Annotated in this window: 29 protein-coding genes; 2 read left to right on the plus strand and 27 right to left on the minus strand. The window is 70.7% G+C overall.

The genetic code is table 11. The features are described from left to right. The first annotated feature begins 47 nt into the window (after positions 1–47). Both AC2YHB_RS13070 and AC2YHB_RS13075 read left to right on the plus strand, forming a co-directional pair. Positions 48–773, plus strand: a complete 726-nt coding sequence (locus AC2YHB_RS13070) for a hypothetical protein (protein WP_487354081.1) — start codon at positions 48–50, stop codon at positions 771–773. Positions 774–827: 54 nt separating this feature from the next. Then, on the plus strand, positions 828–2,165 hold the full coding sequence (locus AC2YHB_RS13075) for a hypothetical protein (RefSeq protein ID WP_487354082.1): 1,338 nt from the start codon (positions 828–830) through the stop codon (positions 2,163–2,165). Here AC2YHB_RS13075 and AC2YHB_RS13080 read toward each other — a convergent pair. From AC2YHB_RS13080 to AC2YHB_RS13210, 27 genes are all read right to left on the minus strand, one after another. Beyond that, positions 2,162–3,424 carry a hypothetical protein gene (locus tag AC2YHB_RS13080; RefSeq protein ID WP_487354083.1) on the minus strand — a complete coding sequence of 421 codons (1,263 nt, stop codon included), beginning with the start codon at positions 3,422–3,424 and terminating at the stop codon, positions 2,162–2,164. The two genes, AC2YHB_RS13075 and AC2YHB_RS13080, sit on opposite strands and share 4 nt — an antisense overlap. Then, positions 3,421–3,774 carry a hypothetical protein gene (locus AC2YHB_RS13085; protein WP_487354084.1) on the minus strand — a complete coding sequence of 118 codons (354 nt, stop codon included), beginning with the start codon at positions 3,772–3,774 and terminating at the stop codon, positions 3,421–3,423. The genes AC2YHB_RS13080 and AC2YHB_RS13085 overlap by 4 nt, the downstream gene beginning before the upstream one ends. Then, complete coding sequence (locus tag AC2YHB_RS13090; protein ID WP_487354085.1) at positions 3,771–3,962, minus strand: hypothetical protein; 192 nt, start codon at positions 3,960–3,962, stop codon at positions 3,771–3,773. Before AC2YHB_RS13090 ends, AC2YHB_RS13085 begins: the two co-directional genes overlap by 4 nt. Beyond that, the gene (locus AC2YHB_RS13095; protein ID WP_487354086.1) at positions 3,952–4,437 is read right to left on the minus strand and encodes a hypothetical protein; all 486 of its coding nucleotides are present in this window, start codon (positions 4,435–4,437) and stop codon (positions 3,952–3,954) included. Before AC2YHB_RS13095 ends, AC2YHB_RS13090 begins: the two co-directional genes overlap by 11 nt. Beyond that, the gene (locus AC2YHB_RS13100; protein WP_487354087.1) at positions 4,434–4,679 is read right to left on the minus strand and encodes a hypothetical protein; all 246 of its coding nucleotides are present in this window, start codon (positions 4,677–4,679) and stop codon (positions 4,434–4,436) included. Before AC2YHB_RS13100 ends, AC2YHB_RS13095 begins: the two co-directional genes overlap by 4 nt. Beyond that, positions 4,672–4,833: a hypothetical protein gene (locus tag AC2YHB_RS13105; protein ID WP_487354088.1), complete on the minus strand. Its 162-nt coding sequence runs from the start codon at positions 4,831–4,833 to the stop codon at positions 4,672–4,674. The genes AC2YHB_RS13100 and AC2YHB_RS13105 overlap by 8 nt, the downstream gene beginning before the upstream one ends. Beyond that, complete coding sequence (locus AC2YHB_RS13110; protein ID WP_487354089.1) at positions 4,833–5,570, minus strand: dATP/dGTP pyrophosphohydrolase domain-containing protein; 738 nt, start codon at positions 5,568–5,570, stop codon at positions 4,833–4,835. The genes AC2YHB_RS13105 and AC2YHB_RS13110 overlap by 1 nt, the downstream gene beginning before the upstream one ends. Further along, a complete protein-coding gene (locus tag AC2YHB_RS13115) occupies positions 5,567–6,394 on the minus strand; it encodes an ead/Ea22-like family protein (RefSeq protein WP_487354090.1) in 828 nt (275 codons plus the stop codon). The genes AC2YHB_RS13110 and AC2YHB_RS13115 overlap by 4 nt, the downstream gene beginning before the upstream one ends. Then, complete coding sequence (locus AC2YHB_RS13120; RefSeq protein ID WP_487354091.1) at positions 6,391–7,035, minus strand: hypothetical protein; 645 nt, start codon at positions 7,033–7,035, stop codon at positions 6,391–6,393. The genes AC2YHB_RS13115 and AC2YHB_RS13120 overlap by 4 nt, the downstream gene beginning before the upstream one ends. Continuing rightward, on the minus strand, positions 7,032–7,319 hold the full coding sequence (locus AC2YHB_RS13125) for a hypothetical protein (RefSeq protein WP_487354092.1): 288 nt from the start codon (positions 7,317–7,319) through the stop codon (positions 7,032–7,034). The genes AC2YHB_RS13120 and AC2YHB_RS13125 overlap by 4 nt, the downstream gene beginning before the upstream one ends. After that, the gene (locus AC2YHB_RS13130; RefSeq protein ID WP_487354093.1) at positions 7,316–7,555 is read right to left on the minus strand and encodes a hypothetical protein; all 240 of its coding nucleotides are present in this window, start codon (positions 7,553–7,555) and stop codon (positions 7,316–7,318) included. The genes AC2YHB_RS13125 and AC2YHB_RS13130 overlap by 4 nt, the downstream gene beginning before the upstream one ends. Then, complete coding sequence (locus AC2YHB_RS13135; RefSeq protein ID WP_487354094.1) at positions 7,552–8,067, minus strand: hypothetical protein; 516 nt, start codon at positions 8,065–8,067, stop codon at positions 7,552–7,554. The genes AC2YHB_RS13130 and AC2YHB_RS13135 overlap by 4 nt, the downstream gene beginning before the upstream one ends. Then, positions 8,064–8,729 (minus strand): hypothetical protein, encoded by a 666-nt coding sequence (locus tag AC2YHB_RS13140; protein ID WP_487354095.1) that lies wholly within the window; start codon positions 8,727–8,729, stop codon positions 8,064–8,066. Before AC2YHB_RS13140 ends, AC2YHB_RS13135 begins: the two co-directional genes overlap by 4 nt. After that, positions 8,726–9,553, minus strand: coding sequence for a hypothetical protein (locus AC2YHB_RS13145; protein ID WP_487354096.1), 828 nt, complete (start codon positions 9,551–9,553; stop codon positions 8,726–8,728). The genes AC2YHB_RS13140 and AC2YHB_RS13145 overlap by 4 nt, the downstream gene beginning before the upstream one ends. Then, entirely contained in the window at positions 9,553–9,783 is a 231-nt protein-coding gene (locus tag AC2YHB_RS13150; RefSeq protein ID WP_487354097.1) for a hypothetical protein, read from the minus strand. The genes AC2YHB_RS13145 and AC2YHB_RS13150 overlap by 1 nt, the downstream gene beginning before the upstream one ends. Further along, positions 9,783–10,583: a hypothetical protein gene (locus tag AC2YHB_RS13155; protein ID WP_487354098.1), complete on the minus strand. Its 801-nt coding sequence runs from the start codon at positions 10,581–10,583 to the stop codon at positions 9,783–9,785. The genes AC2YHB_RS13150 and AC2YHB_RS13155 overlap by 1 nt, the downstream gene beginning before the upstream one ends. Next, on the minus strand, positions 10,580–11,017 hold the full coding sequence (locus tag AC2YHB_RS13160; protein WP_487354099.1) for an ASCH domain-containing protein: 438 nt from the start codon (positions 11,015–11,017) through the stop codon (positions 10,580–10,582). The genes AC2YHB_RS13155 and AC2YHB_RS13160 overlap by 4 nt, the downstream gene beginning before the upstream one ends. After that, a complete protein-coding gene (locus AC2YHB_RS13165) occupies positions 11,014–12,162 on the minus strand; it encodes a COG3415 family protein (protein WP_487354100.1) in 1,149 nt (382 codons plus the stop codon). Before AC2YHB_RS13165 ends, AC2YHB_RS13160 begins: the two co-directional genes overlap by 4 nt. 109 nt (positions 12,163–12,271) lie before the next feature. Beyond that, the gene (locus AC2YHB_RS13170; RefSeq protein ID WP_487354101.1) at positions 12,272–12,826 is read right to left on the minus strand and encodes an HD domain-containing protein; all 555 of its coding nucleotides are present in this window, start codon (positions 12,824–12,826) and stop codon (positions 12,272–12,274) included. A 124-nt stretch (positions 12,827–12,950) separates the two neighbouring features. Then, positions 12,951–13,820 (minus strand): DUF2303 family protein, encoded by an 870-nt coding sequence (locus AC2YHB_RS13175; RefSeq protein WP_487354102.1) that lies wholly within the window; start codon positions 13,818–13,820, stop codon positions 12,951–12,953. A 3-nt stretch (positions 13,821–13,823) separates the two neighbouring features. Beyond that, entirely contained in the window at positions 13,824–14,213 is a 390-nt protein-coding gene (locus tag AC2YHB_RS13180) for a hypothetical protein (protein ID WP_487354103.1), read from the minus strand. Continuing rightward, positions 14,210–14,515 carry a hypothetical protein gene (locus tag AC2YHB_RS13185; RefSeq protein WP_487354104.1) on the minus strand — a complete coding sequence of 102 codons (306 nt, stop codon included), beginning with the start codon at positions 14,513–14,515 and terminating at the stop codon, positions 14,210–14,212. The genes AC2YHB_RS13180 and AC2YHB_RS13185 overlap by 4 nt, the downstream gene beginning before the upstream one ends. Then, positions 14,512–15,903 carry a ParB/RepB/Spo0J family partition protein gene (locus AC2YHB_RS13190; RefSeq protein WP_487354105.1) on the minus strand — a complete coding sequence of 464 codons (1,392 nt, stop codon included), beginning with the start codon at positions 15,901–15,903 and terminating at the stop codon, positions 14,512–14,514. The genes AC2YHB_RS13185 and AC2YHB_RS13190 overlap by 4 nt, the downstream gene beginning before the upstream one ends. Beyond that, positions 15,896–16,249, minus strand: a complete 354-nt coding sequence (locus AC2YHB_RS13195; RefSeq protein ID WP_487354106.1) for a hypothetical protein — start codon at positions 16,247–16,249, stop codon at positions 15,896–15,898. Before AC2YHB_RS13195 ends, AC2YHB_RS13190 begins: the two co-directional genes overlap by 8 nt. Continuing rightward, on the minus strand, positions 16,246–16,605 hold the full coding sequence (locus AC2YHB_RS13200) for a hypothetical protein (protein ID WP_487354107.1): 360 nt from the start codon (positions 16,603–16,605) through the stop codon (positions 16,246–16,248). The genes AC2YHB_RS13195 and AC2YHB_RS13200 overlap by 4 nt, the downstream gene beginning before the upstream one ends. After that, the gene (locus tag AC2YHB_RS13205; RefSeq protein ID WP_487354108.1) at positions 16,605–16,754 is read right to left on the minus strand and encodes a hypothetical protein; all 150 of its coding nucleotides are present in this window, start codon (positions 16,752–16,754) and stop codon (positions 16,605–16,607) included. The genes AC2YHB_RS13200 and AC2YHB_RS13205 overlap by 1 nt, the downstream gene beginning before the upstream one ends. After that, the gene (locus tag AC2YHB_RS13210) at positions 16,751–16,996 is read right to left on the minus strand and encodes an RNA-binding protein (RefSeq protein ID WP_487354109.1); all 246 of its coding nucleotides are present in this window, start codon (positions 16,994–16,996) and stop codon (positions 16,751–16,753) included. Before AC2YHB_RS13210 ends, AC2YHB_RS13205 begins: the two co-directional genes overlap by 4 nt. Between the last annotated feature and the right edge of the window lie 70 nt (positions 16,997–17,066).

The following is a 17,066-nucleotide window of genomic DNA, read 5'->3' on the forward strand; positions in this document are numbered from 1 at the left end:
GGACGATTCGACATCCGCGAGGCTTGGCGGTGGCGTAGGTTCTGCGCGTGTCGAATGTGCCTGAGAAGCGAGTCCCGCTGACGCCGCAGATGCTCTTTGGAGGTGCAGCGGGCGCACTGCTCGTAATCAGCGCGGGCTGCGCCGTGGCGTACTTCACGGACGGTGACTGGTCAGACGCGGCAGGTTGGATCGAGGCTCTGGCTACGGTCGCCGCCTTCGGTGCTGCGGTTCTGGCGGCGATCTTGGTGGGCCGGACTCTCGAGCTGGAGCTACAGCGCGAAGACCAGCGACTTCAGTCAGACCGCAGCGGACAGGCAGCGCTAGTGGCGGCTTGGCCGAAGTGTCACCTCGGTGACGGTGACTACGACACCGACCCCGACGGAACCGAGTTCTGGAGAACGTCCGACATCAGTGGCGCGATCCTGAAGCTGCGGAACGCTTCACCTGTGCCGGTCACGTCGGTGCGGGTCGATGTCGAAACCACGCTGCTCGCTGCCACAGGAGCAATCGTCGGCACTGTCGAGTCGGTCTACCGCACGGCGTTTCTCCCTCCCCAAGCGGAGCCGATCGAAGTGCAGGTGTGGGGTCCGAACGGTGTCAAAGTGCCGCAAGGCCTTCTCATTCAAGCGAACGGCGAACTCCACGAGAACGTGTCTATCGAGTTGAACTTCTACTTCACCGACGCAGCCGGCGTCCGCTGGCACCGCAGCGCCAAGGCGTTGCGGAGCGGTCTTGAGGCGGTTCCGCCTGAGAAGATGGCAGCGACATTCTGAGTCAGTCTCAAGTCCGTGGTGCCGTCGCGGGGTCGATTTGATGAGATTGCTGTCGTGACCGACTTCGATCTCACGAAGCTGCCGACGGGCGAGCTTGGGCGGCGGGCCCTCCTGGAATACGTCAAAGACTCCGATGACCGAGTCGAGCGCTACTTCTTGGAGGTGAAGTCGGACATCGATCTCAACTCCAAGTCGGGCCGTGCCAAGGTGGCGAAGTTCGTCTTGGCCGCCGCGAACCGCGATCCCGTCAGGTCGGCGAAGCGCTTCGATGGATGCGCGATTCTCGTCATCGGGGTCGGTGGTGGCCAGGCGCCTGGGGTGGGAGCCTTCGAGGCTCACGAGCTCGCTGATGCCGTAACGAAGTTCATTGGTGCGGACGGGCCGAGTTGGGACTTCGAGCGCATCAGGGTCGACCAAGACCACGACGTGATCATGGTTGTGGTCGACCGACCGGTCGGCGAGGACCAGCCGTGGACGTGTCGAGCAGACGGGCTCGACGGGCTTGTCGACGGTGGAATCTACGTTCGTGGAGACGGTGACACGCGCCGCGCTACCGGGGATGAAGTACGCGAGATGACGCGGCGACGGTCGTCAGGTTCAAAGCCGATCGAGATCGAGGTGTCCATCGAGGCGGACGTGGTCGGGTGTCGCGTCGATGAGCAGCCGTTCCTTGACGAGATCAACCGTGTCGCTGACGCGATGGTGCCGCCCACGCCGGGACGGCAGTCGGTGGCGGGCATGGTGACCGCTGCGCGCCTGCTGATGCCTGACCGGCGGTCGCGCGCGCAGTTCGAGGCAGAGGTCGAAGAGTGGCGAGAGGCGGCCCTTGGGGACCCGTTCGCAGGAGTGCGGGGAATCCTTGCCAAGGCCAGGCCCGGGATCTGCATCAAGGTGATCAACAAGACGATGACCTACCTTCGGGATGTCCGGCTCGACATCGAGTTCGACGGGCCTGTGCGAGCGCTCGAGTGGGAGCCTGCCATCGAGAAGGGCGACGACATCAGCTGGCTGCCCGGTGATCGCCCGGAACCTTGGGGCACGGACAGCCTTTCCTCGTTGGCCTACTTGCCGCCGATTCCCCGGGGATCCTTGGTGAGTAGCAACAGTCGAGACGGCATCACGACGATCAAGAAGGAGGAGCCGGCGCAGCTCACTCTGCATTTCGACGACCTGCGCTCTGACGAGACTCGGCTGTCTGACGACGACGATGTCGTGCTGATCGTCTGGCCGATCGACACGCAGGTCGAGACAGTGACCGCACGCTGGCGCTTGACCGCCGCCGAGGTGCATGGCGTCTTCAGCGGCGAGCTGGAGCTACCTGTACAGCGACTCGACCTCGACGCGTACTCGCTCTTCAGCACGGCCGAGGAGACCGACGGCGACCAGCCTTAGGCGCTCGCCGCGCGAGGGGTGGTGCGGGTGGTCAGGTGGAGGCGCCAGAGGTCGGGCCACCAGAGCCAGGTGACGTGGGTGGCGGGGTCGCACCAGCCGTCGACGACGGCTTCCGCGTCGCCGTGCCAGCGCTCCTCGAGCAGGCCGCCGCACTCGACCGGCTCGCCGCCGTCTTCCTCGGGCGGGAGCGTGGCGGGGCAGGCCGGGTACTCCTGGTGCTCCCAGATTGCTGCGCACTCGGTGCAGCGGTCGACGAGCTCGAGGCGGGGTGCGAGCCAGCGGCGGATGGTCCGCTCGCCGCGGCCCTGGGACCTCAGGGTCGCGACGGCCTCCTGCATTCGGACCCATCGCTCGGCCTCGGGGCGCCACAGCATCCGTCCGTGGGCGCGCAGGAGTTCGTCGTCGGTGTAGCGGTGCTTGCAGGACGGGCACTTCCAGGTGTCGCGGCCGGGGTCGCTCGCGAGGACCTCGGCCGGCGGGTCGAACGAGGCGCATCGCGCGTTGAAGCACGCGGCCGGCGGCTCGGTCACGACGGCGGTCGGGGAGCCGCAGCGGACCCGCGCCTTCCGTGGACCGGTGAGCCGCTCGCAAGGCGCGGCAGACGGCGGCTGCGCGTGGTTGCGGTCGGTGCACCGGTACTCGGCCGGGGTGAACGTCTGGCAGCCGGCGCAGCGCCAGCCGGCGAGGTAGCGGGGGCTGTAGGCCTTGACGAGTCGGGGGTGGCGTCCGCAGCCGTCGCGGTCGCAGACGATGCGGGAGCGGTCCGCGCGGTAGCCCTCGGCGACGAGGTTCTCCGCAGCGAGGCGGGCGCGGCGTACGTCGGTGGTGAAGGTCAGCCACTGCGGTTCGTGGTCGCGGGCCCAGCCGAGCGCCTCACGGACGTAGTTGAGCTCCGAGGCAGTGGTGCGGACCAGGCCGTCGTAGTCCTCGCCGCGGACGGCCCGCCACCGGCCGGCCCAGTAGGCGATGACCTGCTGCGGGGGCCAGCGGTCGTCGTCGTCCTCGTCGGGCTCGCTGGTGTAGATCCGGCGGAGGTGCTCGTCGGGGTGGTCCTGGTAGGCCGCGGTGGTGTCGTTGAGGTTGGCCCAGGTCTCGAGGTCGGCGACGGGGCCGAGGGCGACCATGGCGGCGCCGCCGGGGAGGTCGGGGTTGCCGCCGTCGGCGATGGCTTGGGCTCGGAGCTCCTCGAAGCAGCGGGTGATCTCGGTGAGGTCGCGGGCGACCTTCACGATCGGGTCGGTGGTGGGGGTGGTGTTCACTCGATGGCCTCCCTGTTGTCGAGCGAGTGGTGGACGTGGAGCCAGCCGTTGGAGCCGCTCGGGCGGAACACGGCGTGGGTGGTTGGGCCGCAGACGCAGTCCTCGTCCTCGGCGTGGTCGATCCGGTCGCGGAGCGGGATGACGTGGACGTTGTCGCCGCCGTCGACGGTCGAGGTCTCCCAGCGGTGGCTGCAGGTCCCGGTAGCGCAGTCGTCGTCCTCAACATCGTGGGCGTCGTCGATCAGCTGGAGCAGCCGGGCGGCGGGGCGTACGACGACCGCGGCCACGACGGTCGCAACCAGGTCGCCGATGACGCGGCTGGCGCCGAGGGCGCTGCGCAGCCACGTCATCGCTTTACCGCCCACGTGTTCGGCTGCGGCGCGCCAGGCGGCACCGGCGACTTCAGCACGTCGGCCACAGCGCGGGCGGTCTCGGCGACCGCGCTGAGTGCGACGAGCTCGAGGCGGCCGCGCTGGTTGACGATCCACATGTAGGGCTTGCCGAAGTGGGTGGCCAGGCGTCCGTCGTCACGGGCCATCGTGGGTCTCCTTCGGGGTGTCGGTGAGGTGCTGCCAGGGCGTGCGGGTCACGGTGCGGTGGGCGACGCCGAGGGGGCCGTGGGTGCCGTGACCGTGGGCGCCGGCGAGGACGTCGGCGGGGCAGGCGGCGTCGGCGATGTGGATGACCCGGCCGTCGGCGACGACAGCCCACTCGACCTCGCCGTGGCCGATGACTGGCCGCCAGCCAAGGTCGAGCATCACCTGGACCATCTCGGTCGCGTAGAGCTCGCTGCTGAGTCGCGTTCGCGCGTGGCTCCAGAGGTCGAGCACGACCACCTCGGGCACGCCGGCTGCGTCGCCGGCCGTCACCGCTGCCTTGCGGTAGCGGGCGACGTCGGCGCATCGGTCGACGTGCGTGCCGGTCACGCCTGTGCTGGGGCAGTACGGGCAGCGTTCGTACCGGTCGCGGGACCGGCGGGCCGCGATGCTGGCGGCAGAAGGGATCTGGCTCACCGATCCGCCTCGTTTCTCGTCCCCGCGTCCGCCACAGGCAGGTCGGCGGGTCCGAACTCGAACCCGAGCGCGTGGGTCTTGACGAGTTGCATCTGAGGAAGTCGTGCGAGCACGTCGTCCATCGCCCTCTGGTGGTCGGCGCAGAAGTAGATGCTGGTCGTGACCGGCTCGGCATTGAACCGCTCGCGCTCGGCGTCGGTCAGCGTGGCCGCGTAGCAGGCGCGGCAGGTCGGGTCAGTCATGGTCACGCGCCTCCTCGGCGTCGGTGGTGGGCGGGGTGGTGTGGGGGTGGTTGGGCAGCAGGTCGATCAGGCGCTGGTAGTGGTCGACCTGGCTGCCGCCGAGGAGTCGGGACTGCCGATATGCCTCGTTCCAGCAGGGCTCGCAGACGGCCATCAGCCCTGCCCCTCAGCCTCGGTGGGCGGGGTGGGGCGATCCGGGCAGGACGGCGAGCGGCGGTTGCATTGGACCTTCCCGGGGCGCACGACTTGCAGATCGCAGCCAGTACCGCAGGTGGTCCAGTAGCCGCCGAAACCGTCCTCGATCTCCTCGGCCTCGGCGGGCGGGGTGGGCAGCTCCGGGCCAGGAGCACCGCAAGCGCAGCGCTCGGTGTCGCCCCGGTAGGCGTGGAAGCCACCGACCGGGCAGGGGTCGAGGTGGCGGAGGTGCTCGATGGCCTGGTCCCCCGGGACGCCGCGCCAGTCCGGCCACTCGCGGGCCTCGTTCCTCGCCTGCTTGGCCTTGACGGCGTCGATGATCGCCTGCGGCTCGTGGCCGGCACGCCAGGCGCCATCGAACGCGAGGATGATCACGTCGACCCACTCCTCGAGCACCGACGGGTCCTCGTCGACCTCCTCCAGCTCCTTGCGGATGTGAGCGAGCGGTCCCCGCGGGCCTCGTGCTTCGGCTGGTCCGAACGTCGCCGTCGACCACGCGCGCTGGTGCTCGATGTGCGTGGCGTCGATCACGGGCACGCTGGCCGCATCGGTCACTGTCCGAAGATCAGCGATCGTGAGGCTCCCCAGGCCGCTGACGCTGGCGATCGCACCGTCTCCGACGTGGGGGCGACCGATCGGCACGATACGAAGGAACTCGCGGACCCGCTCGACAGCGGCTGTGACATTGGTGCTCATGCTTCGGTCGCCTCCTCGGCGTCGGTGGTGGGCGGGGTGTAGGTGCACGAGCAGTCGTGGTCCGATGCGAGGTTCGGGCAGAACCCGAGCGACCCGTGCGGCATGTGGCGGCACTCGGGGCACCGCTCGATCGCGGGCTCGCCGCGAGCGGGCCACGGGACTCCGTCGCGCTCGAAGCGGTGGTCGTGCGGCCACGTACAGGCGTCGGGGCAGTAGCCGGAGCCGGCCGCCTCCTCGGTCTCGGCGGGCGGGGTGGGAGCGGCGGCGACCAACGACAGCGCGCCTTCGAGCCGACCGACCAGCAGGATCGTCGCGGCGTGAACGTCGTCGGACGCGTGGAACGAGCCGAGCGCCTTGTTGATCCGCTCGACCACCTCGGCCAGCGCGGCGACCTTCTGCCCGGCAGCCTCGGCCGCTGCGCGGACGCGGCGGTGGCACTCCTCGTGCTGGGCCCGTGCCTCGTCTCGCTCGGCGGTCAGGTCGGCCACCTGCCGGCGGAGCGCCGCTGCTTCGGTGCGACGTCGCTCTGCCGAATCCTCCTGGTCGGCCGTGACGCCCTTCCACCGGTCCCGCTCGGCCTCGGCCTGCCGCAGCCGCTCGATCAGGGCGAGCACGGTCGGCGGGTCGAAGGTCGCGATGTGGGCGGCGTTCGCTCGGCCGTAGTCCTCACGGTGGAACGCGGTCGCGACCCCGCCGCCGGACAGGATCCCGCGACCGACCTCGTGGACGATCGGGTCACCGTGGATGTTGTCGAGCACCTGCCAGTCGTTCTGCGTGGCTGCCTTCGCCACCGCTTCCAGCGCGTCGAGGTCGTGGTCGCTCATCGGGTCACTCCGAGCACGGCGGCGGCCTGCTCGACGCGGTCCCACTGCGTGCGGTCTCCGCCGTTGCGGTCGGGGTGCGCGGCGGCGCGGGCCCGACGGATCAGGGCGGAGTCGTCGTTGTCGCTGTTGATCACGACCTCGGACCCGAGGAGCTCGCGCAGAACGTCGTACGCCGCCTCGGTGGTCATGTGGCTGGGCGGCATCGCGCGGCCGGCGGGAAGGGCCTTGAACCCGGTGTACTGCTGGCCGGTGTCCGTTGCGCCGTACCGGTCGACGGCGCGGAGCGACTGCAGCGTGAGAGCGATCGCGCGGACGTTGTGCTGCCAGTGCTTGCCCTGCCAGGTGTACGGCGCCTCGAAGGTGTCGCAGCGGTAGAGCATCGGACCGTGTTTCGACTCGAATGCGACGATCACGGCCGGGGTGGTGGCCTCTCGGGCGTTCGACCGGATCGTGCCGTCAAGGCGGAGGTCCTGCTCGCGGAGGTCAACCTCGATGACGAGATCGCGACCGTCGAGGTGGGCGACCTCGTCGAGCAGCAGCTGCTCGGTCTCGGCCCACTTCGCGCTGAAGCGCGTTGACTTCCGGTCGGCGGGATCGCGCAACCAGGTGCGGTCCGAAAGGGGACGAACTGTGTAGGTCATGGGGTTTCCTTCCACCACGGGTCGGGGTTCACGGTCGGCGGATGGTCGCCGGGACAGCGGTTGAAGCCGTGCCACGAGTGGCACACCCGCTCGGTGCGGCCCTCGGCGAAGCCCTCGCGCCAGCAGCGCTCCTCGCCGCGGGTGATGCGCCGCGGGAAGACCTGATGGCGGCCCTGGCCGCCGCCGGCGGCGTAGCCGTCGAAGTACGCGATGACGCCCAGGTCGCGAGGCTCGCGCGCCTGCTCCTCCGGAGTGAGCTGGTCGACAACACCGAGGAGCGTCATGACCGCCTCCGGCGCGGGATCAGGTCGTCGCGGGACTCCTCGCCCGCGGTCACGCTGGGCGGGAGGTTGCCGATGTGCCAGAAGTCGCCGCACCGGTAGGCGTTGAGGTGCCTGCCTCCGCGGCCACCGCCGCGCATCTGCCGGATCCCGCGCTTCGCCGCGGCCCGGCTGGAGAACCGAAGCTTCCCGCACGACGGGCACGTGGTGCCACACGCCATCGGGTCGCGGCCGCTCATGCCGGCCTCCAGCGCGGGTCGGGCCGACGTCCGCCGTCGTGGTCGTGGAAGTACCAGTCGCCTCCCTCGAGCAGGAGCGGCACCGCGGCGGTGTCAGCGCCGGCGCCGACGAGGAGCCCGAACGTGTAGGCCTCGGTGCGGTTCGACTCGATCCAGCCGTGGCATCCGCTGGTCCCGGTCCCGCAGACCAGGAGCAGGTTCGCAGGCGAGTTGATCTCGAGGCGGCTGGTGCCGCCCATGCCTCGGGGTTGGCGGTGGTGGATCGAGTGCGGCTGGTACGACGTCCGGGCGCCGGTGTGGGACCAGGCGATCAGCGGGACACCGCACATCTCGCAGCAGCCCATGGCCCGGTCCTCGACGACGTCACGCTGAACCCGCGTGGGACCGGTGTCGCGTCGGGCCTTCGCGACCTGAGCGCGAACTGCCCTCGCCCGGGCCATCGGCTTCGTCTGCTGCAGCGGCGTACGACGCAGCTCGCTGCGGCGCCCGAGGGCGGACCGACGGAGGCTCACGCTGCGGCCTCAGCACTGGAGGTGATGCCGGTGAGGGCGTCGTGCCAGCGCAGCGCCCAGCGTGCGTCCCCGAGGGCGGTGTGGCGGTCCTCGCCCGGCGCCGGGCTAACACCGACCGCGGCCGCGAGCTCGTCGGACTTCCAGCGCAGCCCGACGACATCACGAGCGAGCGCGATGCTGCCGTCGACCGTCGGTACGACGTACTGCGGGTCGACAGCGAGGCGGCCGCGGAGGTAGCCGACGGTCTCGGCGACCAGGTCCTCGAGGTGGTAGTCCCACGGCTCCGAGGGAAGGCCCTCAGCTCGCAGCAGCGGCGCGAGGGAGACCACGTCGAAGGTCGGGTTGACCCCGATGACGTGAGCGTCGAACAGCAGCTGGTGTACGCGCTCTGCCGCGGCCCGGGTCGACAGGAGCTCGACGTCGGCGGGCAGTGGTGCTTTGCCGGACAGCTCGCGGCCGCGAGGGTGCCGGTCGAAGAACTTGCCCACGCTGAGGCCGTACGCATCGCTGAGGCGGAAGTCGGGCACCCGAACGAAGAAGTGGTGCTCCTTGTCCAGGGCGCCGAGCTCACGACGGATGATGGCGACCTCCCACACCTGCCGTCCGGTGTGGAGGCCGTCGGACTCGACGTCGAGGTAGCAGATCGGCTGGGTCGTGGTCATCGGGCGGCCTTTCGTTCGGAGGCGCACTGCACGCAGTGCCTGGTGGTGCCGGTGTGGCCCGGCTCGGTGCAGGGGTCGTCGGGGACGGCGGCGAGGTCGCCGGGCTTGCGGAGCTGGCGCCATCCGGGGATCCAGCCCTGGGCGAAGACGATCGGCTTGTCGGGCCGGAACTCGCGGAGCGCCTGTGTGACGAGCGCGGCGTCGCCGTGCTCGGTGACGAGGTGCTCGATCTCGGCGATCTGGGCGGCCTTCAGGCCGTCCCAGCGGACGACGAGCTTCCGGGCTTCGAGGGCGGAGCGGAGGATCTCGAGCGGCGGCGGCAGCGGCTGTGCGATTGCATCGCATGCTGCTGCAGCAGCATCGGGTACGGGTACGGGAGCGGGGCGATTCGCAACCGATTCGCTAACCGATCGCACGGTGCGATCCGTGTGCGATTCGCTGACAGAGTCGCAGTGTTCGCAGCCGGGGACCGTGAGGCCGCGCTTCTCGTGCCAGCGGCGGTGGTTGCCGAGCGAGCCTGCGCCGGACTTCGCGCCGCGCATGGCGGCGACTGACTCGGCGTCGGGGTTGCGGTCGACCCACTCGTGGAAGCGCCAACCCTTCTCGCCGTCGTGCTCGGCCGGCGTCCAGAGGCCGACGGCGACGAGCTTGTTGGCGTCGGCGCGGGTGCCCCAGCGGGTCAGTACGTCGGCCGGGACGAACCCTCCGGTGCCGTGGTCGGACGACCAGGAGCCGGCGAGGACCCACACGCCCATGGCGGCCTTGCCGGCGGCGCGTGCCTTGCGGTGGTCGTGGAGCTTGTCGTCGACCTTGAACCAGGTCATCAGGCGGCACCTCCCGAGAGCCGCAGCCAGGGGAATGCGGCGGTGAAGGACTGGCGGACCCAGCGGCGGGTGTGGCGCTGGGTGAACGCGAGGGTGGTCGCGGTCGACGCACGGGCGGGGTCGCCCCACAGGAGGTGGGAGACCTCGCGCTGGTCGTGGCCGGCCTCGACCAGCTCATGGAGTATCTGGACCTCGAGGTCGCTGCAGGAGCAGTCGTTGTGCGTGGCCATCACGAGGCCTTCCGCTCGAGCCGGCGGCGCTGGTCGCGGATGGTCTCGTAGGCCACGCCGACGCGCTCGGCAGCGACCTCAGGGTGCACGCCGTGGGAGACGAGCCAGTCGAAGTCCTCGACGTTGTCGGGCGCGACCTCAGGCCGGCCCGCGCCGCGGCGCTCGGCCGGGGCGTCTGGCGTCCACCCGAACGGCATCGCCGGCACACCGGGGTCGTCCCACGCGAGCGGGTGTCGGTGACCCTTGTTCCGCGCCTTGACCGCTGTGGCTCGCGAGTCGCCGGCCAGCGGGGCGATCTCGTAGACGCGTTGGATCGTCCGCGCCGTGGCGAGGGAGACGCGCTCTTGCTGGCGCCACCGGCCCGAGATGGGCAGTCGGTCGCCGGCTTGGTCGCAGATCCACGCCAGCGGGTGGCCGGCGGCCATCATCGAGAAGATCCGTGCCCTGGTGAGGTCGGCGCCGCACAGGGCGTGGTCGGGCGGGGAGTCCCAGGTGAGGCTCAGCACGGCGGTGGCGGTGCCCTTCAGGCACACGTCACGGACGCCGGCGGCGAGGTCTCGGAGGGTGCCGTCGCCGATCCCGGCGGCGCGGGTGATGGCGGTGAGCGAGACGCCGCGGGCGTGCCACCACTCGACGCGCTCGAGCACCGGCCGGGCGTCGATGATCTGCGTGCCCTCGCGCTGGAGTCGGAGCCTGGAGCGCTTCTGGTATCGGAAGTTCGGCTCGGTGCAGCAGTTCTGGCGGCAGCCTGCGAGGTACCCGGCGCGGGATCCGTGGCGACGGTCGTCGGTCCCGATCATCGGGGCCACACCTCCTTCACGGCGACGAGGACATCGGCGTCGGGCTCCCAGATCCCGAGCCGTCCGGGGCACTGGATCGGGCGCTGCAGGGGGCGGGCGTCGCGGAGCAGGTGGTGAACCTGGCCGGGGAACGCCCAGCCCGGGGCGCAGGAACCGTCACAGCCGCGGTGCGCGGCGTGCAGGTCGGCCACTCCGACGATCGCGCCGAGCTCCCACGCCGCCGACTGGTTGCGGAGCGCGAACAGCGGGTCGACGGCGACGCCGGCGTGCTCCTCGATGAGGTCGGCCGCGGTCGCGTAGTCGGTGGCGAGGTACTGGCCGGCGTGGATCAGGACCTGGCCCCGGTGGGAGAACATCCGGGTCCGGTTCTCCACGGGCTTCCAGCCGAGGACGATGGCGCCGGCCCAGGGCTGGCGGATGCTGATGGCCTTCATGCGACCGAGTCCTTTCGGTGGGCAGCGGCGTACGCGTCGACGAGCTCGCGCCTCGGGAGGCCGCGGTGCATCTGGTCGAGGTGGCCGGCGGTGATCGCCCAGAGCTTGATCTCCGCCGCGGTGACACCGAGGTCGGCGATCTTCTGCTTGAGTCCCTGGGCGTTGTCGCGGCCGTGGCGTGCCTTGGCGGGACGGCGGTCGATCCCGGCCTCGCGCATGACGTTGTGGACGACCTTCACGGTCTGGCCGATGCGTTCGGCGATCTCGGCCTGGGTGAGGTGCTCGTCCTCGTACAGGCGCCGGATCTGCTCGGTCAGCTCGGTGGTGCGAGGAACGGGGGCGCCGCGACGGGGTACGCCGTTCTCCTCGAGGAGGCGGGCGATGGTCGGGCCGCTGCAGCGGTGGACCTCGGCGATCTGTCCGAGGGTCTGGCCGGCCTTGTAGGCCGCGATGATCTGCTCGGTCGGGAGCACCATGCGCTCCGGTCCTCCGTGACCACGCTTCGGTTGCGCCACGGGTGCCGGACGGGATGCCGGCGTGGTCAGCTCGACCAGCAGGCGGAGCGCCTCGAGCCCGGCGATGACCGCGGCTCGCTCAGCCTGCACAGCGGGGTGCGGGTGATTCGCCGTGTCGCGCAGCAGCGCTGCGGCGTTCTCGACCTGCGCGTCGAGGATCTGCTCAGCGGTGGGGCCGCCGACGGTCACAGGGCGCGTCTCCTGGACCGTCGGCGGGTTCTTCTCCCGGTGTGCGGAGGAACCAACGCCGGGAGCCCTGCCCGGTGTGCGGCCGCGGTCCGGCACGTCGCTGGTCTGAGTCGCCCGCGGTGCGCTACTCCGCGTCGTGGGCTTGCCCTGCTTACCCTCCATGGGCGGCTTCTGGGTGGTGGTGCTGTGCTTCTGGACCTTCTTCGCCTCGGCCGTGGCCTGCTCGGCGGCGGCGCGGCGGGCGGCGCCCTCGGCGCGGGTGACCGCGGCGCGGGCGCACTGCGGGCAGCGCTGGTCGCTGTCGAGCTCGCGGTCCTTGCGCTTGCAGTCGACGCACCACGGCCTGTGCGCGGGCCGGATCGTGGAGGTGTCTCGAGGAAGGTCGACGCGGACGTCGTTGTACGTGTTGCCGGTGGTGGCGTTGCCGAGTACCTGGACCATCAGCCGTTGTCGTCCTTCCGGGTCGTGGGCGGGTGGGTGTCGAGCCAGTGGATGAGCGCGACCGCGCCGGCGAAGAGCAGGAGCAGCGCGCCGGCGACGGTCGCGGTGCTCACGTGGTCAGTTCCTGGAACCGCTGGCGGAACTGGACCTCGGCGACCCAGTTCGGCCAGCCGACGATCGGCACGTCCAGGGGCTGGAGGTGTTCGACCGACCACGCGTGCTCGGTGGAAGTGAGGAGCGCTGCGCGCTCGTCGAGCAGGATCCGGTTGTCGGCCTCGTGCACGGCGGTGGGGATCAGACCCTCGCTGCGAGGAAGGTCGAATCGGACAGCAATCGCCTCGAGGATCAGGTCTTCCACCTGTTGGAAGGTCGGCATGTGGTGCTTCAGCGGGCGGACCATGTCGCCGACGTACGCCTCGGCGGCGTCGTGCATCAGCGCCCAGAGCGCGAGGTCGCGGTCGTCGGTGAACCAGCGGGACAGGTGCACGCAGTGCTCGGCGACGGAGTAGAAGCCGTGGACGTGGCCGCCGTACCGGCAGATGCGGGCCAGGGCGTGGGCGATGTCATCGAGGTCGATGTCGTCGGGTCGCGGGTCGAGGGGCCAGAACTGGCGGCCGGTGAAGGTCTGCATCCACGCGCCCTCACGCCAGGTCGTCGCGGTCATGCCTGCTCCTTCGTGAGGCGGGGGCGGTGGACGCCGAGCTCGTGGAACCACGGGTGGCAGCCGCAACCCGGGCCGTCTGCCGGCCGCGCGGAGCGGCCGGCCAACAGGCGGAAGAGGGCGCGGATCACGCCGGCCGTCCGAGGAACACGGGCTGGTCGACCTCGCCGCGGACGTCGTTGACGATGTCGAGGAACGCGTTGCGCTGGACCAGGTCGGCGTTGAGGAGGGCGTACGACAGGGAGAGCTGGCCCTCGCGGATCCGGAACCGGAAGCGGGCGGTCAGCTCGACCGGGTCGGCGCCGACGAACGGCGGGATCGCGATCACGAAGATCTTCGGGATCTCGATGTCACCGGTCTCGCCGGCGCGGGCGTTGGAGGTCTCCTCCCACATCAGGGAGATCGAGCCGTTGTCGAGTCGCTCGGAGCGGCGGAACGCGCCGGTCTGGGCGGCGTAGAACGACTGGGCGATCTCGAGCATGGTCGCGGAGTCGGCGCCGGGGGTGTCGACGACGTCGACGGCGTTGTCCTCGAGGTGCTCGGCGAACGCGACCTGGTTCATCCACTTCTTGTCGTGCTCCAGCCAGGTCTTCCACTCCGGGGAGTGAATGAGCTCGAGCTCGACCCGGTGGTCACCGTGACCGGCGATGCCCTCGTCGACTCCGGTGTCGGACTGCGAGTGGGCGTTGATCACGCCGACGAGCTGGCGGCCGGCCGGGTTGGCCCAGACCTCCGACGCGGCGAGGCCGTGCTTCGCGAGGTAGCGGATGAACCCGTCGGCGTCATGCACCTTCACGGTGCCGCTCTTGCGGTGCGGGTTCTCGGCCATGACCTCGCTGAGGGCCTTGAGGTCGTGGACCTCGACCCGCGCGCCGGCGGGAACGATCTGGCTGTAGAACCGCTGGTCGGGGTCGAGCGGCTGGGGCTCGGCGAGCTCGATGCCGGCGGTGATGGCGGCGGACGTGCCGCCGTGGGTGTAATCGAAGGTGTCGGACATGGGTCAGTTGGCCTTTCGGTCGTTGGCGGCCGCCGACCGGGCGTCGGCGAAGTCGGTGTCGGAGGACGGGACACCACGGATGCCCTTGAACTCCTCCTGGTTGGGGTCGGTCCGGACGGGCGCGCCGTCGTCGGAGACGAAGAAGATCGACGGGTTCGACACCCGGCGGGGGCGCTTCACGACGACCTGGTCGGAGATCTCGATCTGCGGGGTCTCGTAGTCGTTGACCTTCTTCGGGTCGACGGTGAGCTTGAGCAGGAGCTCGCCCTTGCGGCCGGTGTCGAGCGCGGCGGAGATCAGCTCGTGCAGACCCTCGGTGAGCTCGGCGTGGAGCCGGCCGCGGCGCAGCTCGGCCATGACGTCGAGCGCGGGGCGCATGTGCGGTGTGGTCATCGGGAGGTGGCTCCTTCGGGTTCGGTGAGGTGGAGGTGCGGACGGTGGTGCGGGTACTCCGTGACGAGCTCGCGTGCCTTCTCCAGCGACGGGAGCTCGAACTGGACCTGGAAGTGCTCGGCCAGCGCGAGGGGCTTCCACGCCTGGTCGCCGACGAGGACGTGGCACCCGGCCTGGGCGTCGCCCTCGCGGGTCTCGGCCTCGTAGGGCACCCAGCGGTGGGTGTCGACCCGGAGGGCGAGGACGATGCGGGCGGTGCAGCCGGGCTTGTTGCACTCGCGCGCCGGCGCAGGAGCCCTCACGCCGCGTCGCCCTCGTCGGCGTCCTGCTCGGCGGCCCGGGCGGTCAGCGTCTGGTGGCGGGCGGTGTCGACGGACGACATCGGGTAGCCGGACGCGGCGAGCCAGTCCCACATCCACAGCACGAGCGGCAGCTCCTCGTCGTCGACGTAGGACTCGGTCAGCAGCCCGGCGACCCAGTGGCCGAGGAACCGGCCGAGCGCGGCCAGCGTCTGCGCCGGCTTCGCGACGGTCAGCTCGAGCGCCGCGTCCAGCACGGCCTGTCGCTGCGCGGCGTAGGTGCCGACCTCGGGGCGGGTCGCGCCGACCGCGGCGAGGTGATCGGTGAGCACGTCACCCATGCGGACGTCGCCGAGCAGAGCCGGGAGGACGCCGGTCAGCGTCTCGGCGAGCTTGCCGTTGCCCTTGACCGGGAACAGGCCGGTGAAGTGCTCGACCAGCCACTCCTGCCGCGCGGTCGCCGCAGCCTTCTCCCGCTCGGCTGCGGCGGCCTGCTCAGCCCGCTGGGCCTCGTACTCGGCTTCCCGCTCGGCCGCGGCCTTCTCCTCCTCAGCGTCGGCCGCGGCATCGCGGTGCGACTGCGGGTTCGAGCACACCAGCCGGGGCTCGGCGTATGAGTCGGCGCCGTAGTCGATGTAGGCGAGGCAACCGGGATGTCCCTCGGCCGTTGCGAGGGGAGTGTCGCGCCAGTTCCAGGCGGTCAGGTTCGAGCAGTCGAGGTGCCCGGCATCGGCCTTCTTCGCGCCGAGCTCCTCGAACTCGGCGACCATCGCGGCATGCTTGGCCATCCGGTCGCGGCGACTACGGAGCTGGTTGACCGTCACCCGGTAGTCGTCGGTCCCGATGACCCTCTCCAGCTGGGCGACCGCGTCGGGGTCGTCGGCGAACTCGTGGAACGCCTCGACGTCGCCGAGGGTCGCCTGCCCGAGGTGCACCGTGTGCTGGGCCTTCTGCGACAGGCCGGTGAGGCGCAGCCGCTGGTGGACCCGCTTCTTCGTGAAGCCGGTCGACTTCGCGATCGTGGCCTCGTCCATGCCGAGGAGCTGGAGCTGCTCGTACGCCTTGGCCTCCTCGACCGGCGACAGCAGCTCCTTCTGCAGGCCGGTGATGGCCATGACCTCGATCTGCTGGGCGGTGGTGACCAGGTCGTCCCGCATCCGAAGCATCAGCTCCGTCAGGCCTGCCCGGGTGGCGCCATCGAAGCGGCGGTGACCGTCGAGGAGGAGCGCGCCGTCGGGGTCGTCGGGGTCCGGCGCGACGAGCGGCGGGTCGATGATGCCGTGGACGCGGATCGAATCGACGAGCTCGTCGTCAGCGGCTGCGGCGATGCGCGGGTTGTCCGGGTGGGCGCGGACCTTGTCGATGGGCAGGGTGATGAGGCGCTCAGTCATCGAGGGCTCCGGGGATCGGGGCGTACACGTTCACGCGTGCCGCCTTCGTGGACTTGAGGGTTGAGGGAGTGACGCCGACGTAGCGGACCCAGCCGGCGTTCTGGGCGGCGATGAGCCGCCTGGAGATCAGGCACTTGCGGACCTCCGGCAACAGCGGCCGCATCGTGTTCGCGGAGAACGGGCGGCCCTGCCGGCACAGGTGCCGGATGACCTGGTCGATCACGCGGCGGTCCCACTCGTCCGACGGGCCGTGCTCCTCGGTCGCGGCCTCGTACGCCGCCCAGCCCTCGGCGATCGCGGCGCGGGTCTCCTCGGAGATCGGGGTGTCGATCACGACCTTCGTCACGGGACCACCGCCAGCGGCCGGAGCGGGTGCTCGGTGACCGCGGCCAGGGCGAGGGCGACGTCCATCCACTCGGCGATGGCGTCGTGGTGCCAGACCGACGCGATCCGGGTGCTGAACGATGCGGTCGCGATGGTCGAGTGGGACGTGACCTCGACGTCGAGGTGCCTCGCCCACGCGACCAGGTCGTCGGCGCTGCTGAACTGCAGCCGGATCTGGGGCGTGTGCCGAGAGCCCTCGGTGTCGTACTCGCGGCCGATGCTGACGGCCATCGGGTCCGGCAGCCCGGCCTGCTCTGCCTGGTCGAGCACCATGGCCGCGGCGCGGGTGTTGCGGATGCTCGAGGTGATGGTCGCCATCACGCCACCGCCAGGAGTCGGTCGGCGACGCGGATGCCGTCGGTGAGGGTGGCGCGGGCGGTCGCGTGGAGGCCGCGGGCGATCTCGTCAGCGGCGGTCTCGACGGCATTGGTCAGCACGGCCTCGGCCGCGGCGTTGCCGAGCGTCACCACGGGATCACCCGGCCGGCGATGATCGGCTTCTTCCGACGGGCCGGGATCTGACGGTGCCGCTCACCGAGCGCTGCCCGCAGGTCGCGGTTCTCGAAGATGAGCCCACGCAGCTCGGCGCGGGCCTCGTCCCGGTCGTGGCGCGCGTCAAGCCACAGCGCGATCAGGACCATGAACGCGACGAACGCGATCACGCCACGCAACGCCCACACCACGGTGAGCAGGTTCTGCAGGTACTCCATCGGTATCCTCCAAGGTGTTGGTGGCGTCTCCGACCGGCTGCCAGGCCGATGGGTCGGAGACGCCGCTGCT

The sequence above is a fragment of the Nocardioides sp. SRI_004 genome (assembly GCF_057586415.1).

Excerpts from the sequence above, each read along its gene's own strand:
- AC2YHB_RS13085 (WP_487354084.1), bottom strand. The coding sequence starts at position 3,774 with ATGACGTGGCTGCGCAGCGCCCTCGGCGCCAGCCGCGTCATCGGCGAC.
- AC2YHB_RS13090 (WP_487354085.1), bottom strand. The coding sequence starts at position 3,962 with ATGGCCCGTGACGACGGACGCCTGGCCACCCACTTCGGCAAGCCCTAC.
- AC2YHB_RS13100 (WP_487354087.1), bottom strand. The coding sequence starts at position 4,679 with ATGACTGACCCGACCTGCCGCGCCTGCTACGCGGCCACGCTGACCGAC.
- AC2YHB_RS13105 (WP_487354088.1), bottom strand. The coding sequence starts at position 4,833 with ATGGCCGTCTGCGAGCCCTGCTGGAACGAGGCATATCGGCAGTCCCGA.
- AC2YHB_RS13110 (WP_487354089.1), bottom strand. The coding sequence starts at position 5,570 with ATGAGCACCAATGTCACAGCCGCTGTCGAGCGGGTCCGCGAGTTCCTT.
- AC2YHB_RS13115 (WP_487354090.1), bottom strand. The coding sequence starts at position 6,394 with ATGAGCGACCACGACCTCGACGCGCTGGAAGCGGTGGCGAAGGCAGCC.
- AC2YHB_RS13120 (WP_487354091.1), bottom strand. The coding sequence starts at position 7,035 with ATGACCTACACAGTTCGTCCCCTTTCGGACCGCACCTGGTTGCGCGAT.
- AC2YHB_RS13125 (WP_487354092.1), bottom strand. The coding sequence starts at position 7,319 with ATGACGCTCCTCGGTGTTGTCGACCAGCTCACTCCGGAGGAGCAGGCG.
- AC2YHB_RS13130 (WP_487354093.1), bottom strand. The coding sequence starts at position 7,555 with ATGAGCGGCCGCGACCCGATGGCGTGTGGCACCACGTGCCCGTCGTGC.
- AC2YHB_RS13140 (WP_487354095.1), bottom strand. The coding sequence starts at position 8,729 with ATGACCACGACCCAGCCGATCTGCTACCTCGACGTCGAGTCCGACGGC.
- AC2YHB_RS13145 (WP_487354096.1), bottom strand. The coding sequence starts at position 9,553 with ATGACCTGGTTCAAGGTCGACGACAAGCTCCACGACCACCGCAAGGCA.
- AC2YHB_RS13150 (WP_487354097.1), bottom strand. The coding sequence starts at position 9,783 with ATGGCCACGCACAACGACTGCTCCTGCAGCGACCTCGAGGTCCAGATA.
- AC2YHB_RS13155 (WP_487354098.1), bottom strand. The coding sequence starts at position 10,583 with ATGATCGGGACCGACGACCGTCGCCACGGATCCCGCGCCGGGTACCTC.
- AC2YHB_RS13160 (WP_487354099.1), bottom strand. The coding sequence starts at position 11,017 with ATGAAGGCCATCAGCATCCGCCAGCCCTGGGCCGGCGCCATCGTCCTC.
- AC2YHB_RS13165 (WP_487354100.1), bottom strand. The coding sequence starts at position 12,162 with ATGGTCCAGGTACTCGGCAACGCCACCACCGGCAACACGTACAACGAC.
- AC2YHB_RS13170 (WP_487354101.1), bottom strand. The coding sequence starts at position 12,826 with ATGACCGCGACGACCTGGCGTGAGGGCGCGTGGATGCAGACCTTCACC.
- AC2YHB_RS13175 (WP_487354102.1), bottom strand. The coding sequence starts at position 13,820 with ATGTCCGACACCTTCGATTACACCCACGGCGGCACGTCCGCCGCCATC.
- AC2YHB_RS13180 (WP_487354103.1), bottom strand. The coding sequence starts at position 14,213 with ATGACCACACCGCACATGCGCCCCGCGCTCGACGTCATGGCCGAGCTG.
- AC2YHB_RS13190 (WP_487354105.1), bottom strand. The coding sequence starts at position 15,903 with ATGACTGAGCGCCTCATCACCCTGCCCATCGACAAGGTCCGCGCCCAC.
- AC2YHB_RS13200 (WP_487354107.1), bottom strand. The coding sequence starts at position 16,605 with ATGGCGACCATCACCTCGAGCATCCGCAACACCCGCGCCGCGGCCATG.
- AC2YHB_RS13210 (WP_487354109.1), bottom strand. The coding sequence starts at position 16,996 with ATGGAGTACCTGCAGAACCTGCTCACCGTGGTGTGGGCGTTGCGTGGC.